At 35.6% G+C, this 16,278-nt stretch carries 10 protein-coding genes; 2 read left to right on the top strand and 8 right to left on the bottom strand.

Annotated features, from left to right (window positions below):
• The first annotated feature begins 29 nt into the window (after positions 1-29).
• Positions 30-881, top strand: coding sequence for a hypothetical protein (locus NO995_RS02995; RefSeq protein WP_258226200.1), 852 nt, complete (start codon positions 30-32; stop codon positions 879-881).
• 55 nt (positions 882-936) lie between these two features.
• Here NO995_RS02995 and NO995_RS02990 read toward each other — a convergent pair whose 3' ends face one another.
• Positions 937-2,214, bottom strand: a complete 1,278-nt coding sequence (locus NO995_RS02990; RefSeq protein ID WP_258226199.1) for a replication-associated recombination protein A — start codon at positions 2,212-2,214, stop codon at positions 937-939.
• Between the two features lie 183 nt (positions 2,215-2,397).
• On the opposite strand from NO995_RS02990, the gene NO995_RS02985 reads away from it, so the two are divergent.
• Complete coding sequence (locus tag NO995_RS02985; RefSeq protein WP_258226198.1) at positions 2,398-3,135, top strand: rhomboid family intramembrane serine protease; 738 nt, start codon at positions 2,398-2,400, stop codon at positions 3,133-3,135.
• Between the two features lies 1 nt (position 3,136).
• On the opposite strand, the gene rlmB is transcribed toward NO995_RS02985, so the two are convergent.
• The 7 genes from rlmB to NO995_RS02950 all read right to left on the bottom strand — a co-directional run bounded on the left by rlmB (position 3,137) and on the right by NO995_RS02950 (position 16,259).
• Complete coding sequence (gene rlmB / locus NO995_RS02980) at positions 3,137-3,874, bottom strand: 23S rRNA (guanosine(2251)-2'-O)-methyltransferase RlmB (RefSeq protein ID WP_258226197.1); 738 nt, start codon at positions 3,872-3,874, stop codon at positions 3,137-3,139.
• A 69-nt stretch (positions 3,875-3,943) separates the two neighbouring features.
• Positions 3,944-5,380 carry a SusD/RagB family nutrient-binding outer membrane lipoprotein gene (locus NO995_RS02975; RefSeq protein ID WP_258226196.1) on the bottom strand — a complete coding sequence of 479 codons (1,437 nt, stop codon included), beginning with the start codon at positions 5,378-5,380 and terminating at the stop codon, positions 3,944-3,946.
• An 11-nt stretch (positions 5,381-5,391) separates the two neighbouring features.
• A complete protein-coding gene (locus NO995_RS02970; RefSeq protein WP_258226195.1) occupies positions 5,392-8,649 on the bottom strand; it encodes a SusC/RagA family TonB-linked outer membrane protein in 3,258 nt (1,085 codons plus the stop codon).
• A gap of 221 nt (positions 8,650-8,870) precedes the next feature.
• Positions 8,871-9,599: a hypothetical protein gene (locus tag NO995_RS02965; RefSeq protein WP_258226194.1), complete on the bottom strand. Its 729-nt coding sequence runs from the start codon at positions 9,597-9,599 to the stop codon at positions 8,871-8,873.
• A 24-nt stretch (positions 9,600-9,623) separates the two neighbouring features.
• Positions 9,624-11,240: a RagB/SusD family nutrient uptake outer membrane protein gene (locus NO995_RS02960; RefSeq protein WP_258226193.1), complete on the bottom strand. Its 1,617-nt coding sequence runs from the start codon at positions 11,238-11,240 to the stop codon at positions 9,624-9,626.
• Between the two features lie 29 nt (positions 11,241-11,269).
• Positions 11,270-14,398 (bottom strand): TonB-dependent receptor, encoded by a 3,129-nt coding sequence (locus tag NO995_RS02955; protein ID WP_258226192.1) that lies wholly within the window; start codon positions 14,396-14,398, stop codon positions 11,270-11,272.
• A gap of 172 nt (positions 14,399-14,570) precedes the next feature.
• Positions 14,571-16,259, bottom strand: coding sequence for a POTRA domain-containing protein (locus NO995_RS02950; protein WP_258226191.1), 1,689 nt, complete (start codon positions 16,257-16,259; stop codon positions 14,571-14,573).
• Positions 16,260-16,278 lie beyond the last annotated feature (19 nt).

Raw genomic sequence — 16,278 nt, 5'->3', positions numbered from 1 at the left:
ATAATTTCAAATTAACAGATATTACAACAATGAAAACTAAATTTTTATCACTCTTAATAATGTGTTTAGTGGCGGGTAGTGTGTTTGCTCAGGCAAATTTAAACGCTTATAAATATGTTATCGTTCCTAATAAATACGACTTTCTAAAAGAAAAAGATCAGTATCAGTTAAATTCGTTAACTAAATTCTTATTTGAAAAATACGGATTTAAAGCGTTAATGGAAGGTGAAACTTATCCTGACGATTTAGTTAAAAACCGTTGTTTAGCTTTAAAGTCTGATGCTTTGAAAGATTCAGGTTTGTTTAAAACTAAACTGACAGTTGAATTAAAAGATTGCAATGATGCCGTTGTGTTTACTACAAAGTTAGGAGAGAGCCGTGAAAAAGATTTTAACAGAGCCTACAACGAAGCATTAAGAGATGCGTTTACCGATATTGAGGCTTTAAATTATACCTATCAGCCAAGTGAAGCTGTTGCAACTCAAACTACTGTGGCTGCAACAAGTACAGAACAGGAAATTCAACAATTAAAACAAGAACTTGAAACTTTAAAAGCTAAAGAAGCAGAAAAAGCTGCAGCAGCAACTATAGTTCCAGTTGTCGCTGTTGAAAAAGTAGAGCAAGTTAAAGATGAAAAGGTTGTTGAAGCCGAAGTTAAAGAAGTAATGAGTAGTGTGTTGTATGCTCAAGAAATTGAAAATGGCTATCAGTTGGTAGATGCGACTCCTAAAGTGGTTTACAAAATCACTAAAACGGCTCAACCTAATTTATTTATGGTAAATGGTGAAAATGCCATTATCTATAAAAAGGGAGATGCCTGGATTATTGAGTACAACACTTCAGAAGGTACAAAACAGAAAGAACTTAATATTAAGTTCTAATTCAAATTATAAAATAAAAAAAAGGGAACCGATTGGTTCCCTTTTTTTTATTGGTCTAATACCCGTATTTATCTTTCCATCTCTGTTTTAAAAAGTCACGATGTGCATTTTCTCTCGCATTATTACCTGGGTCGTAAAGTTTTGTGTTTTTAATTTCATCCGGTAAAAACTCCTGAGGTGCAAAGTTGTTTTCGTAATTATGTGCGTACATATAATTATCACCATAACCCAGCTCTTTCATGAGTTTGGTAGGCGCATTTCTAATATCTAAAGGCACCGTTAAATCTCCAGTTTGTTTGACCAGTTGCTGCGCTTTACCAATAGCCATATAAGCAGCATTGCTTTTAGGAGAACACGCTAAATATGTGGCACACTGACTTAAAATAATTCGTGATTCCGGATACCCAATTGTAGATACTGCCTGAAATGTATTATTCGCAATAACCAAAGCCGTAGGGTTGGCATTGCCAATATCTTCACTGGCTGATATTAACAAGCGTCTGGCAATAAATTTTACATCCTCGCCGCCTTCAATCATTCGTGCTAACCAATAGACGGCTCCATTAGGATCACTACCTCTAATCGATTTAATAAATGCCGAAATAATATCGTAATGCTGGTCGCCGGTTTTGTCGTAACGAACGGTGTTGTTTTGAATTTTTTGCAACACGTCGTCATCTGTAATGGTAATATTATCCGATTCTTCAGAGTTAACTATCAGTTCAAAAATATTGAGCAGTTTTCTGGCATCTCCACCAGAAAGTTTTAAAAGGGCACTGGTTTCTTTAAGCGTAATGTTCTTTTGAGACAAATAGGTGTCTTCCTTAATGGCACGCTGTAAAAGCGTTTCTAAATCGGTTTTTTCAAAAGGTTTTAAAATATAAACCTGACAGCGCGATAATAGCGCAGAAATAACCTCAAAACTCGGGTTTTCGGTAGTCGCCCCAATTAAGGTTACCCAGCCTTTTTCAACAGCTTGTAATAACGAATCTTGTTGTGATTTACTAAATCGATGAATCTCATCAATAAACAAAATTGGGTTTTTCGTTGTAAACAACCCGCCGCTTTGTTTAGCTTTATCAATAACCTCACGAACATCTTTAACACCAGAACTAATAGCACTTAAGGTGTAAAACGGTCGGCCAGATTCCGACGCAATAATATTAGCCAGTGTCGTTTTCCCAATACCCGGAGGCCCCCAAAAAATCATTGAAGGAATCAATCCTTGTTTAATTTGGTTCGTTAACACACCATGTTCGCCAACCAGGTGTGATTGACTAACATAGTCCTTTAAAGATTTAGGTCTTAAACGCTCTGCTAATGGTTCATTCATAGCTGTAAAATTAAAGCAATTTTTTAAGTTATTGGCGTGCCCTTGCAAAAAAGCAAGGTCGGTCTTTTCTCTATATCTTTTTTGAAATTTCAAAAAAGGATGCCGCTACAATACCTCACGCAAGTTATCTGCCAATTTAGCATTACCGATAAAATTGGTTAACAATTTGCTATATTTAGTCCTATGAAGCAGCATAGACATTTCCACTTTTCAACAAGCGTTATTGCATACCCCATATTTTTTGTGCTTATAATTTGGGTTATGTTTTGGGCAGATGTTCGATTTGGATTGCGACTGAGTAAATTCGGAATTTATCCGCAGACCTTAAAAGGATTAAGAGGTGTTTTGTTTAGTCCGTTTATCCATGGAAGCATAAAACATCTGGCTCATAATTCGGTACCCTTACTTGTGCTAAGTTCTGCCTTGTTTTTTTTCTATCGGCCAATTGCATGGAAAGTGATTGGTTACGGTATTCTCGTTTCCGGATTTTTAACCTGGTTCATAGGCAGACCCTCATATCATATTGGAGCCAGTGGACTCATTTATGTTTTGGTAAGCTTTATATTCTTTAAGGGGGTTTTTGCCAAATACTACCGATTAATTGCTTTATCGCTTTTAGTGGTTTTTCTTTACGGAAGTATGATTTGGTATACCTTACCTATAGAAAAAGGGATTTCATGGGAAGGACATCTTGCCGGGTTAATAACAGGTTTATTATTTGCTTTTATTTTTAAAAAGTCTATTGCCAAACCTAAAAAATACGTTTGGGAACAACCCGATTATAACGAAGATGACGATCCGTTTTTAAAACATTTTGATGAAAACGGAAACTTTATAGAAAACCTCGAACCAGAAATAGAGGAGGAGGAATCTATAATAATTCGATACTCATATAAAGAGTATAAAGAGAATGACGATTAGCTTATTTTAAACGTTGTCTTACGGCTTCGTATAAAAAGGCACCACAAGCCACAGAAACATTTAAAGAACCTATTTCTCCTAATAAAGGTAGTTTAGCTTTAGCATCCACAACTTTTAATGTAGACGGATTAATACCACGATCCTCCGATCCCATAATAATGGCACATGGTTCTGTAAAATCTACATCGTAAAGGGTGGCATCAGTTTTTTCGGTTGCCGCAACGACTTTAATACCTGAAGCCTGCATATAGAACACGGCATCTTTAATGTGATCGACTTTACAGATTGGAATTTTAAATACAGCACCAGCACTGGTTTTAATGGTGTCGCCATTTACAGGAGCACCACCTTTTTTCTGAATAATGATGCCATCAACACCGGTACATTCTGCTGTACGAATGATTGCTCCAAAATTACGAACATCGCTTAACTGATCCAGTAAAAGGAATAAAGGGGTTTTACCAGATTCCATTACTTGAGATACTAAATCTTCCAAATCATAAAATGCAATAGGAGAGATTTGAGCTACCGCACCTTGGTGATTACCTCTGGTTAAACGGTTAAGTTTTTCAACAGGAACATATGACGAATTAATGGAATGTTGACGTATAGCGAATTCTAACTCTGAGAATAAGTCGCCTTTCAATCCCTTTTGAAGAAATACTTTATCAATCGTTTCTCCTGCGCTAATAGCCTCTAAAATGGCTCTAATTCCAAAAATCTGTGTTTGTTCTTGCATGAGGCAAAGGTATAAAAAAAACCACTTCATTTTTGAAGTGGTTTTCTTTTTGAGCGATAAGGAAAAAATTTAGTTTCCTTGACCTGTAATATCCCAGAATACTCTTGAAGATTTACTATCTCCCCCCATTGCTGTACTAGCAGCTTGGTAGTTGTCTGGATTTAAATCTTTATCGTCATTTCCATATAAATAACGTCTTGGAACAGCTTCTTCACTAACAGCAGGTCTTGTGAATGTGTTAGGGTAATCTAACATTCTCCAAGTACTCCAAGCTTCGAAACCTCTACCGTATAAAGCGATGTATTTTTGGTTTCCAATTTTTTCTTTCCAAGAAGAACCTGCAGTAGCGTAAGCAACAGTTGCTTGTGCTAAATATGTAGTAGCATCTGCAGAAGAACCTCCCCAATACTCAATAGAAGCGGTGATGGCTTCATTGTAATAAGTTTCGGCATTTCCTGATATTAAACCTCTTTCGACAGCTTCAGCCAATAAAAACTGAACTTCATCATAACTTAATAAAGTACCTTCAAAATCTGGTTCATGCCATAAATCACCGATATGCGTGTAATCCGTGTATGCAGCACCAACACCGTAAGGCGCTCCTATGTATGGATCTTTATTGTCTGCTAAGAATACCGAAGAACGTGGATCATTTAACGGTACAATTAAATCAACAAATGTATCAGCTACTAAAAAGTCATCTCTACCTGATTGCACTAAACTTGTCCAAATAGGGTTAGTATTAGGCGTTGTTGCCTCAAAAGGAAAACTAAAGTTATCGTCGTTAGAACCAAATACGCCTGCAGCGACTGCTTGTGCAGCTAAAGTAGTTGCCTGGCTTGAGTTGTAGTCCGCAATACGTAAAGCCATTCTTAATTTTAAGGAATTTCCAAATTTAGACCAACTATCGGCATCTCCACCGTAAATTAAATCAGCACTGCCAAAAGAGTTAGCGCCACCAGATAAGTTAGATAAAGCGCCATCTAATTTTGTAAATAAATCTGAATAAATATCTTCATCATTATCGTAAACAGGAATTAAATTGTTAACTCCTTGTAGAGCTTCAGAATAAGGAATGTCACCAAAAGTATCAACTAATACATGCCATGTGTAAACCTCCATTAAAGTTATTACCCCTAATTGAGAAGCTTTTGTAGCAGAATCTAATGACTCATCGTTTTCAATAAGTGATTTGGCAGCTTGTAAATCAATTAAAACATCTCTGTATAAATACAAGAAGAAGCCTCCACCTATATCTCTACCACGAATATCGTAGTTTACCTCATCGGTATATTGGGTTTCTGTCCAGTACTGCGCAAACAATTTAAATATATTGTAGTTTACACTTGTACTCGTCATTCTTAAAAATAAATCTCTTTGAGTACTTGTAACTAAGTAACTAGCTGGTACTTCACTAGGATTTTTGTCATCTATATTCCAACCTTCAAAATCTTCACAGGAAAACGTAATTCCTACAAGGAAGGCCATTAAAATTATTTTTTTCATCTCGCTTTTTTTTAGAATTGTAATTTAACGCTAAATCCGTAATCTTTAGTTGATGGATATGCTCCAGATTGGTAACCTTGAACATTACCTGAACTTAAACCAGCTTCAGGATCAGAGTATGGTATATTTTTATCAATAATCCATAAGTTTCTTCCGATAGCTGAGATTGATGCACTTTGAATAAACGTGTCTTTTAATAAGTTCTGAGGTAATGAATAAGTTAAAGAAACTTGTCTTAACTTAACAAAACTAGCATCATAAACATGAAGCGCTGTAGGAGCTCTGGTGTAACCTAAGGCGTTGGCAAAGTTACTCATGCTAGTTCTAACGTTATTCGGTGTTCCATCTGATGTTGGATTTCCGTCAGCGTCAGTACCTGTTTGAAGCACTCCTGGTAGAATAATACCACCGCTAGAAGCATCATCTGTAAGAGCATCTCTTTTAGGATTTCCTAATTCATTAAGACCTGCAGTTTCTGGGTATAATCCAGTAGCCATACCGTACCAAGTATCTAACGAGAATACATTACCACCGTGTTTAACATCAATTAAGAAGCTAAATGATAAGCTTTTGTAAGTAAAACTGTTGTTGATACCACCTTTCCAGTCTGGTTGAAATGTACCAAGATTTTCATCTTCACTGTCGGTTACTAAATATCTTCCGTTTGCAGGATTGATCATTCTGTTTCCGTTATCATCAAAAACAAAGTTACTACCTCGAATCATACCGTAAGGCTCTCCAACAGTCGCGTTAATCGAACCTTCTTGTAAACTAGCTAACTGAAGATTTGTTAAACCAGCAGGTAAAGCTAAAACGGTACTTTTGTTTTTAGCCCAGTTAACATCAACTCTCCATTCAAAATCTGCGGTTTTAACAGGAGATCCCCATAACGATAATTCAATACCTTTATTTTGAAGTTCACCGGCATTAATCCACTGTCCTGTATAACCTATTGCAGGAGTTACGGAAATGTTAGTTAATAAATCGCTTGAAGTTTTATCGTATAAAGAGAAATCAAATCCTAATCTTTTGTTAGCAAACATCATTTCTAATCCAATCTCTTTCTCTTTAGACTCTTCATTTTTTAAATTTGAGTTATTGTTAGTCGAAGGTAAAGAGGCTGATGCTTCTCCTTGAACTGGAGTGTTTAAGTCGAAAGTATTGTATAATGTTAAGGCTGAAGCAGCATTACCTGTTTTCGCGTAGCCTAGTCTTAATTTTCCTAAATTCATGAATTTAGAATCAATCAATTCAGAAAATAAGAAACTTCCAGAAATTCCGTAATAATCGTACCCATTATCATTTTGAGGTAATGTTGAAGCTACATCGTATCTGTAAGATCCTTCAACGAATAACAAATTATCAAAACCTAAAGATACATTGGCAAAATAACCATCAACTCCTGAAGTGTATTCAACTTGAGTAGGGGCGCTTAGTGCATTGGCAGAGTTACTTAAAGACCATAATCCATCAATGTTAATCCCTCCATTAGTACTAGCTAATAGGGTAGAATAATGATTTCTTTGAATGTTTGTACCTAAGATACCTTTTAAGTTTAACTTTTCTGACAAATCTTTGTCAACTTGAAGTTGAAAATCGTAAGTGTTTTGAGTATAGTTCTCATTGAAGATACTATAGCTTGAAGGAGAACTTGTGCTTCCATTGTTAATACGCTCTTCCTGGTTTCCTGAATAAGTATCAAGAGTAGCTCTGGCAAAAATGTTTAACCAATCGTTAACTTCATAGTTTAAGTTTACATTACCTAAAACACGATTTCTTAAATCTGTTTCATAATTGTTATAACGCATCCAATAGAAGTTGTCATGGTAAATAGGATGTAAATCGTAATTGATGTAAGATGTATTCCAAGTAATGTTGTCACCTGTAGCCATATAAGCTTCTTTCTGAGCTTTCATATCTACGTTTGTTTGCCACCATTGTCTTGAGGTTTGCATAAAGTTTTGACCATCATAACCTGTACCATAACGACCTTTACCTGATGTTTTGATGTAAGAAGCGTTTGCTGTAGCTGTTAATTTATCTGTTAGTTTGTAACTAGCCGAGAAATCGATATTATCTCTTTTAATTTTACTGTTTGGTAAGATACCTTCTTGGTCAGATTTTGTATAACCTAATTTAAAAGTTCCTTTTTCACCACCTCCATTTAAAAACACACTGTTAAAAATAGTAGCTCCTGTTTCGAAAACATAAGATGGATCATGTTGTCCTGCTACCCATGGGGTTGCAACACCGTAAGTATCGCTTAATTGAGGGTAAAAAGAATCCCATTGATAAACTAATCTGTTAGGGTCGAAGGCAGCACCATAAGAACCATCCCAATCCGCTAAAACGTATGGTTCATCACCGTTACCGTTTTGATCATCGTAGTAAAAGTCGTCGTGATAAACGCCAATCCAATATCCAGCTCCATACTCTTTTTGGTATTTAGCGAATGTATCTTTGTTGTATTTGTTGAAGGTAACAGAAGAATTTACTGTCACTCCAATACCATTTGATTGTTTTCCTTTTTTGGTAGTAATAACAATTACACCATTAGCAGCCTGAGAACCGTAAAGAGCAGTTGCAGCACCACCTTTAAGAACGTTAATAGACTCGATGTTGTCTGGGTTAATATCTGCTGCAGCATTACCATAATCATAACCAGCACCACCAGCTCTTTGAGTACTAGTGTTACTGTTAATGTTACTAATTGGTACACCATCAACAACGAAAAGGGCCTGATTAGAGCCATAAAGAGAGGAGTAACCACGAATAACAACATTCGAAGATCCACCCATTGTCCCTGTGTTTTGAATATCAATACCAGCAACTTTCCCTGACAGAGAGTTAACGAAGTTGATATCTTTAACGGTACTAACAGCGTCACCTTTTACTTCTTGAGCCGCATAACCTAAAGATTTCTTTTCTCTTTGTATACCCAATGCCGTAACAACCACTTCTTCAAGTGCAGCTGCATCTTCGGATAGGGTAATGTTAATTGTGTTGGAGGCCCCAACTGTGATTTCTTGGGAAGCATACCCAACGAAACTAAACACTAAGGTAGCGCCTTGGTTTGCTTCGATTGCATATTTTCCATCAAAATCGGTAGAGGTACCTGTTGCTGTACCTTTAACTAAGACTGTAGCCCCTGGAAGTGGTAGGCCAGAATTGTCTGAAACCACACCAGAAATAGTCTTTTCTTGTGCAAAAGTTAATTGCACGACAAACGCTAGTAATAGCGTTAGAATTCCACTAAACTTTGTTTTCATTTTAAAATTATTTGAATTAGTCAAGTCCAAAAATCAAAATAAAAAGTTAAAAAAACAATAAATTAAGGTTAAATTTTAAAATAATGAGTTTTTAACAATGTCTAGGGTTTATATATGTCATAATTTAATCCTGCACTTATTTGTTGAGAATTTAATAATGATTTAAATAAAAAAAGAGGCTAAAACTAGCCTCTTTGTAATGGTTTGTACAATTGAAATAGTTATTTAGTGTCGAATGCAGTAGAGATTTCGTCGTCGAATTCACCATCATTAGAAACTTTAACTTCTCCATCAATGGTTAAGGTATAAGAACCTAGGTTAGCACCATCAAACATTCCGTCTCCATAAGCATCGAATATGGTTAATGTGTATTCACGTCCGGCGCATAATGTTAAGCTTTCAGAGGCTGTGCCTGCACTACGTGCATATGGTCCTCCAGAAAGAACAACGCCACCAAGAGCATCTGTTATTTTCCAAGAAGTTTCATCAGAATAAGTATCGAAAACAAAGTCTAGTGTCCCTGTAACTTCAGTACAGTTTTGTATATATTCTACCGTTGTAGTCCCACCATTATCATAGCCTGATGTTACATCTTTGAAATTTAATTTAATCTTGTTAACTCCAATTCCTAAATCAACATCTGATAGCGTAACAGTAAGTTTACCTTCGTTGGTTCCTGCTAATACAGTAACTGTTTCTGGTACACTATATGATCCTGCAGCAGCACCTGAAGCATCTGCTTCAATGTTAAAGGTGACATCAGAACTTACTTTGGTAGATGTGTAAACATAAACGTCTATAGTGTTTGACCCTCCAACATCAACTCCGGTAGAGTAGGTATTGTCTCCAAAAGAAACGTATTTAAGAGAAGACTCGAATTGATCGTCATCACAGTTTTGTAACAAGACAAAAGAGACTATTATTAAAAATATATTTATTGTTTTTTTCATAATTTCATTTTGTTAAGTTGAACCTTAGTTTTGGTCTGCTTCTGTAAGGAATGGATTCGCATCTAGTTCTTTTTGAGGGATTTTGAAAATCCAGTTGTCATTAACAGATGGTTTATCCTGCATGAAACCAGCTTGGTAAAGTACTTCTGAAGCACCAGAATTTGTTTGGTCTAAACCTTCGTCCCATCTAATGTTATCGTGGTAACTAAAGCCTTCACCCCATAACTCAACACGTCTTTGCCATTTAATTTCATCCATAAGTTGGGCTTGCGTAGTAAAAGCTGTTTTGTCAAATGCAGAATCTCTTGCAGAACCTAAGATGTCTAAGGCATTTTGAGCACCGCTAATGTCATTTAACATGGCTTTAGCTTCTGCTTCAATTAATACCATTTCAGAAGAACGCATATATATAACATCATCAGGGTCAATAGTACCTGGATTCTTTTGCTTGAATTTAACGTTCATGTAAGGATGTGTGTTGTGGCCTGAAGTTGCACCATATTCAGTAACGATTGCTTCCCAAGCATCCCAGAAATCATCGGCGTTATCATAGTTAGGATCTGTTTCATAACTACCACCTTGATCATTAGATGCTGCTGGATTTGTATTTGGTGCTAATGGTAACCAAGCTTTATTTCTGTAATCGGTAGCAGGAATTCGGTCATATAATTCTTTGCTGATTAACTTAGGATTACTTCTGTTTTGACTTCCATTGAAAGCAAAAGCGATATAGTAAAAATAAGATTGGAAATAGTTGGTTTCAGTATCAATAACATACCCTCCCCAAATAACTTCTGAAAGATCATTTGTGTTAAATCCGGATAACCATTGAGATTCGTTTAAAAGAGGATAACCTTGTCTGGCTAATGCTGCATTGTCTGCAGCAACTTTCCAGTCTCCTTTAGATAAGGCCACACGAGCTTTAATTCCGTAGGCAGCATTTACAGAGATGTGAGATTTGTTTTCAGCAGCACTAGCTTTCCCTAGATAAGAGATTGCAGCATTGATATCTGAATAAATTTGTGTGTAAACATCTTCAACCGTTCCTCTAGGAGCACCTTCATATGGAGCACCTTCGTTCAGTAATAAAGGAACACCTGGATCTGTGCTAGGATTTCCTATTAGATATCCTTTAGAGAATGTTGTTACTAGTTTCCAGTATGCCCAAGCGCGATAAGCATATGCTTGCCCTAAAACATTATTTAGTTTTGCAGTTTCGGTGAAATTGCCACCTGCAGCTTTATTGATGATTGCGTTAGAAACTTCTATAAAGTGATAACGTTGAAACCATAAGTTGAAATTGGTTGTTGCATTTGGATTAACGTGCGAAATCCACTTTAAATCAGCAGTCATCCATCCGTTACCTGGGGAAGAATGAATAATATTTCCTCCAACCGCGTCAAACATTGGTAAGAAGTGACTTTCCCCTGAACGGCTAGATTCACCTCCTGTTAATTGGTTTTGACCATACATCATTCTATGCAGTCCGTTAACTACAAGGTACATGTTATCCTCGTTAGAAAGCGCAGTTGATTCAGAAATCGAATCGGTTGGAGCTGTCTCTAAATACTCTTCAGTACAGCCTACAAAGACCATTGCCGCAAAAGCAAGTAGGAATATATATTTTTTATTACGTATCATGTCTATTTTTTTTTATTATCTAATTAAAATTAAAATGCCACATTAACACCTAAAGAAATTACTCTATTCGGGTTGTAGTCGTTACCAGATGGAGTACCAGAAAGGTTGTATTGTGGATTTAATCCTGTTCTTTTAGCAAACATTGCTAAGTTTTCCCCTGTTACAAAAATTCTTAATTTATCAACACCAATTTGATCTGCAGTTGAAGAACTTAAATTATAGGCTAAGTTAACATTTCTTAAAGCTAAGTATGAAGCATCTGTTAACCATCTTGAAGATAAACTCTGTGCTAGGTTCGTGTTACCATTTTCCATTCTTGGAACGTTGGTGATATCTCCTGGGTTTTTCCAAGCATTTAGAGCGTCTGGGTGTAGAGACTCTCCATATGCACCTTCATGCATCATATCAGCATATCCGTAATCTAGTATTTCACCTCCAATTTGGTAAGTAAATAAGAAGTTTAAATCGATATTTCCGAATGAAAAATTGTTTGAGATAGATCCAATTAAGTCTGGAACAGCAGTTGCCCCTACATAACCTTTACCTGCAGCAGACCAACTGTTTGAAGTTGCATGAGTGCCGTTGTCGTTTAAAACAGGTACACCTACTTTACCATCTACTTCTTCATACATATAGTATAAGGCGTCACCATTGCTAGGATCAACTCCGGCGTAGTCATATAAGAAGAAATCAAATCTGGAACGGCCCTCTTCCCATCGTTTAGATCCATCTATAAATGGACTAGGAAGGTATGTAATTTCGTTTTTAAGTGTTGAAGCATTGATGCCTAAGTTCCATTCAAAAGTTTTAGAATCTACAATTAGAGCGTTTAATCCCAATTCGAAACCTTGGTTGTATAAATCACCAACATTATCAGGAGCCTCGATTTGTCCTTCTGATGGAGGAATTGGAACATTATATAATAAGTCAGAAGATATTTTTTTGTAAAATTCAAATGCTCCAGATAAACGGTTGTTAAATAAACCAAATTCTAATGCTAAATCCCAGCTTTCAGAAGTTTCCCATTGTAAATTGGCATTACCTGTAGTATCCCATCTAAGACCAGGAGTACCTGCGTTAGGATAGATAGCATAAAGAGGTTGAGAAATATAATAATTTCCTAATTGGTCATTACCAACTTCTCCATAAGATCCTCTAAGTTTTAAGTTGTTTACGAAAGAAACATCCTTCATAAAACCTTCTTGACTAATTCTCCATGATCCACCAAATGAATAGAAGGTACCCCATTTATTATTAGTGAAAACAGAAGATCCATCTCTTCTTGCAGAAGCACTTAAGTAATATTTGTCGTTGAAGTTATAGTTAAGTCTTCCTAAGAAACCTTCAAGTTTGTAATCTGTACTACTTCCACTAGCATCAAGTACTACCGAGAAATTGTCTAATTCGTAGATACCTGATATAGTTTCTGTGCTTTTAAAAGCACTGTTTTCTGTAAAGTTTCTATCGAAACTTTCATGACCAAGAGTTAAATCAAAATTATGATTTCCTAGAGATTTGTTGTATGTAATTAACTGGTTGAAGTTTTCAACAGTTCTTCTAAATCTTGTGTCTTGAAAGCGAGCAGTTGGAGCTCCATCACCAACTTCAGGGTTTTCGTAGCTTTTGTTGTAACTATCCTGAATGTCCTGACCGTAAATTAAGCTTACTTTTAAGCCGTCTATAATAGTGAAATCAGCATTGTATCTGAAACCATAATTGTTTCTCATGGTTAATTCTTCGTTTAAGATGGCTTCTTCTAATGCATTACGACCAACATTTGTAGGTCTTGAAGCTATTCCAAGTGAAGAGATACTCTCACCACGGTCCCATCTAATATTTCCGGCTTCATCATAAATATAATCGCCTGTTGTTGGATCTAATAAGTAGGGAGAGTAAATGGATCCCATGTTTTTAGCAAATCCAAAAACGTTTGCAATAGAGCTGCCTCTAGAAGGAGAACCTTTAAATTTTTCACTAGAAAAGTTTACATTACCTCCCATAGATAACCAATCTTTAGCATTAAATGTACCACTTAAACGACCCGTTGTTCTGTCATAGCTACTTTCAATAACATACCCTTTTTCGGCTAAATTAGAAGCAGAGAAAAACACAGAGTGATTTTCACCTCCGCCAGAAACGTTAACAGAATGATTTTGTCTGCTACCTGTACGCTCTAGAGCATCATACCAATCAAGATCTCTTGCAATTAGATTGGCATTTGGATTTAATTTACCGTCAGTTCCTACTATTTGATCGTTTGGAACATCGAAAGGGTTTCTTCCTAAACGGTTAAAAATAGTCGCCGAAGCTTGAGCCGCAGCAGCTGCATCTCCTCCTAATGAATTTTTGTACGACTGCCACATTAATTCATAGTATTCACCTGGATTAACCGCATCGTATTCGTCTATTCCTTTAGTTATTACACCAAATTGACTTGTTGCGTTAACCGTAATACCAGATGCTTTTTTTCCTTTTTTCGTAGTAATAATAACAACACCATTTGCAGCACGAGATCCGTAAAGAGATGTTGAAGCTGCATCTTTTAAAACTGTGATAGACTCGATGTCATCCTGGTTTAATGTGCTTAAGCCTCCTTGGAAAGACACACCGTCTACAATGTATAGTGGATCTGTGTCTCCATTTAAGGTTCCAACCCCTCTAATTACAATGCTGGGAGAAGATCCTGGTGATCCTGATGCTGATAAGAATTGAACACCAGTTGCATTACCTTCAATTGCTGCAATTGGAGATGTCAAAGGTCTAAGCTCTAAGCTTTCTGCTTCCACAACGCTTGCGGAACCAGTGAAAGCTTCTTTTGTTGTAGTTCCAAAAGCAACGACTACCACTTCTTCTAATGCTGCAGCATCTTCTGCCATGGTTACATTGATAGAGGAAGATGCACCAACAGTAACTTCTTGAGTCGTATATCCAACAAAACTAAAAACTAAGGTGCTACCTTGACTTGCTTTAATTGCATATTTTCCATCAAAATCAGTTGATGTACCTGTGGTTGTACCTTTAACAACAATTGTTGCGCCTGGGAGCGCTAATCCTGAATCGTCAGAGACGATACCTGATATTGTTTTTTCTTGTGCATAACTTAGGTGCACGACAAACGCCAGTAATAGCGTTAGAATTCCACTAAACTTTGTTTTCATTTTATAATTATTTGAATTAGTCGCTGCTAAAATCAAAATAAAAAGTTAATAAAACAATAAATTATGGTTAAAATTTTGAATGAATAAAAGTGTCTTGGGGACTATTGTTGTGGGAGTTACGTGCTTTTTTGTTTCAGTGAAGTCTTTGTAGTGATACTTGTTTTTAGATTTCTTAAAAATAGTTTGAAATACTTATATGAATCTTAGAATTTGAGAGTTTAAATGAGGTATTCTCATTTTTTCCGTTAGCGTAGTTTAGTTTTAAAAGTCCTGCTTTTGTGAGAATACCGAAGCCGAATCCGAATCCGTAGAGTTTTTCTTTGGTGTCCGTAATTTGATTTTCGTAGTAAGCGAAATCCGTGATAGAATGAATGTAAATCCCATTACTAAGTTGATAACGGTATTCTGTATTTATTACATTAAACAAATTAGCATAAATACTGTTTTCTTCAAAACCTCTAATAGAGTTAATGCCCCCGAAACGCATGAGCTCATTTTCAAGGTAGGTGTCGGAAGATAAAAGGCTGCTATTTATTTTAAAGAATAAAGAGTTTTTTAAATTGATATTTAGAATTTTAAAAGCTTCTAAATTGGAAAGAGACTGTTTTTCTGTAGTTTCATTTTGTTTTCTGTTTCCAAAATTAGTTTCTAAATAGAATCGGCTATTTATAGGAAATAGGGAATTGTTTATTTGGTATTTGTTGAATTCGTACGCAAATGTGTAAAAGTTGGTTTTGTAGTCTGTTAAAGTTGTAGATAGGTTTGTTGAAAGTAAATTGTTCGATTCTGTAAAATTAAGTCCAGAATATATTTTGTGTTTGGGGTTTATTTGGTAGTGCAGTTTTGCCGATTGATTTACTGTGGTGAACGAAGAGTCTTTCTTGAATATTCTTAAAGCTAAGTCAAGTCCAATAGGGGTTTTGAATAAATATGGTAATGAGATTATGGCTTCAAAAGTTTTTTGTTCATTTTCATCACTCTTATATAAAAGTCTTAAGCTTTCACCGTAGTTTAAATTGTTTGTTAGGTTCAAGTTTAAATAACCGTCAAATTGTAGTTGATTGCTGTCTTCGTTGGTTCCAAAGCCTAAAAATCCATCAAAAGCATTGCTCTTTTCTTTTTCTAAATATAAATATAACGTGGTGGAGTCTTTAGAAAATAAAACCTCAGGTGATTTGTTTTCACTGGCAAACCTTAAATTTTTTAGTTGGGCTGTTTTTTCTTTTATGTCGGTTAGATTAAAAGTTTTTCCGGGTTTAATTTTTAGGTAATATTTTAAATACGACTCCGGGAATTTGTCATATCCTTTAATAATAATATGATTGAGCTGTCTTTTTTTTAATTCGGTATTAGTTACCAAAGTTCCTTTTAAGGTAGAATTATTTACAATGGATATATCGCTAAGTTTTAGTTGTGAAAACGGATAACCTTTTTCGGTCTGTTTTTGGTTTATGTAATTTAAAGTGTTCTCGATTTGAGAAAATTCAATCGAGAAATATTCTGGGGTGATGTCTTTAGATAAAGGTTTTAAAATATCTTTTTCAATGTTGTTGTAATATATATGTATAAGTCTGTATTTGTTTTTGAGATTGAAAATTGTTGAAAAAGTAGAGTCGTTAATTCTTGAAATTTCATCATGGTCACTTTCTATGTATCCTTGTTTGTAAAGTGTTTTTTGTAAAGATTCAATTTCCTTTTTTATTGATAAAAAATTAGGATGAGAAGATGTGTAGGTTAAAGAATCTATTTTGGCAGTTTCCACTTTATTACTTCCGGTAATAGTTAAATGTAAGTTTTGGCTAATCAACTTGGTAGCTAAAACAAAGAAAAAAAGTAATGTGATGATAATTTTTTTTATCACGGTAAATGCAGACGGTTTT

It is taken from the genome of Aestuariibaculum sp. M13 (assembly GCF_024723255.1).
Classification (GTDB): domain Bacteria; phylum Bacteroidota; class Bacteroidia; order Flavobacteriales; family Flavobacteriaceae; genus Aestuariibaculum; species Aestuariibaculum lutulentum.
Note: the sequence above shows the minus strand (reverse complement) of the source record. Positions and strands in the feature narration are given on the sequence as shown.

Bases quoted from the DNA above. Each gene is read 5' to 3' on its own strand.
- NO995_RS02965 (WP_258226194.1), bottom strand. From the start codon at position 9,599: ATGAAAAAAACAATAAATATATTTTTAATAATAGTCTCTTTTGTCTTG.
- NO995_RS02960 (WP_258226193.1), bottom strand. From the start codon at position 11,240: ATGATACGTAATAAAAAATATATATTCCTACTTGCTTTTGCGGCAATG.
- NO995_RS02955 (WP_258226192.1), bottom strand. From the start codon at position 14,398: ATGAAAACAAAGTTTAGTGGAATTCTAACGCTATTACTGGCGTTTGTC.
- NO995_RS02985 (WP_258226198.1), top strand. From the start codon at position 2,398: ATGAAGCAGCATAGACATTTCCACTTTTCAACAAGCGTTATTGCATAC.
- rlmB (WP_258226197.1), bottom strand. From the start codon at position 3,874: ATGCAAGAACAAACACAGATTTTTGGAATTAGAGCCATTTTAGAGGCT.
- NO995_RS02970 (WP_258226195.1), bottom strand. From the start codon at position 8,649: ATGAAAACAAAGTTTAGTGGAATTCTAACGCTATTACTAGCGTTTGTC.
- NO995_RS02975 (WP_258226196.1), bottom strand. From the start codon at position 5,380: ATGAAAAAAATAATTTTAATGGCCTTCCTTGTAGGAATTACGTTTTCC.
- NO995_RS02990 (WP_258226199.1), bottom strand. From the start codon at position 2,214: ATGAATGAACCATTAGCAGAGCGTTTAAGACCTAAATCTTTAAAGGAC.
- NO995_RS02995 (WP_258226200.1), top strand. From the start codon at position 30: ATGAAAACTAAATTTTTATCACTCTTAATAATGTGTTTAGTGGCGGGT.